Source organism: Bowmanella yangjiangensis, assembly GCF_017255015.1.
GTDB classification, from domain to species: domain Bacteria; phylum Pseudomonadota; class Gammaproteobacteria; order Enterobacterales; family Alteromonadaceae; genus Bowmanella; species Bowmanella yangjiangensis.
Genome location: NZ_JAFKCS010000677.1, coordinates 1 through 389 on the forward strand (window position 1 = coordinate 1; position 389 = coordinate 389).

At 59.9% G+C, this 389-nt stretch carries 1 protein-coding gene; it reads right to left on the minus strand.

The genetic code is table 11. From position 1 onward, the window contains the following. Positions 1 to 198: 198 nt before the first annotated feature. The coding region (locus J0A65_RS26225) for a hypothetical protein (RefSeq protein WP_206597119.1) at positions 199 to 389 on the minus strand (191 nt) is incomplete at its 5' end.

Below are 389 nucleotides of genomic sequence, written 5' to 3' on the forward strand. Positions count from 1 at the left end.
GGAGCCGTCCCGCGGGAGGCTGGCGTGCCTCGATGACCTGAAATTGGGACCCGCGTGTTTTTTGAATGGTTCAGAAAAAATGACAGTTTGCTCACGATTCGCCTGATGCGGGGGCGTCATTTCGCCAGCTTTCAGCAGCGGTTTCGGGCGCCGGGGCGGCGCGCTGCAACCCCCGGTAGTACTGTGCGGAGGCCGTTTCTACTGGGTTTGTGAGGAAGGCTGTGCTGGCTTGACGTGGAGCCGTCGATTTTTTTGCGCGGTGTCGGTTGAAGCGGCGTAGTAGAAAAACGCCTCGAGGGATGCGAGATGACCGGCGAAGTGAGCGATATATCGAACGCTCAGGTACCGTGGCGGGCCTGCGGGTTCTGCTCGTCCATCTCCGTGATCTC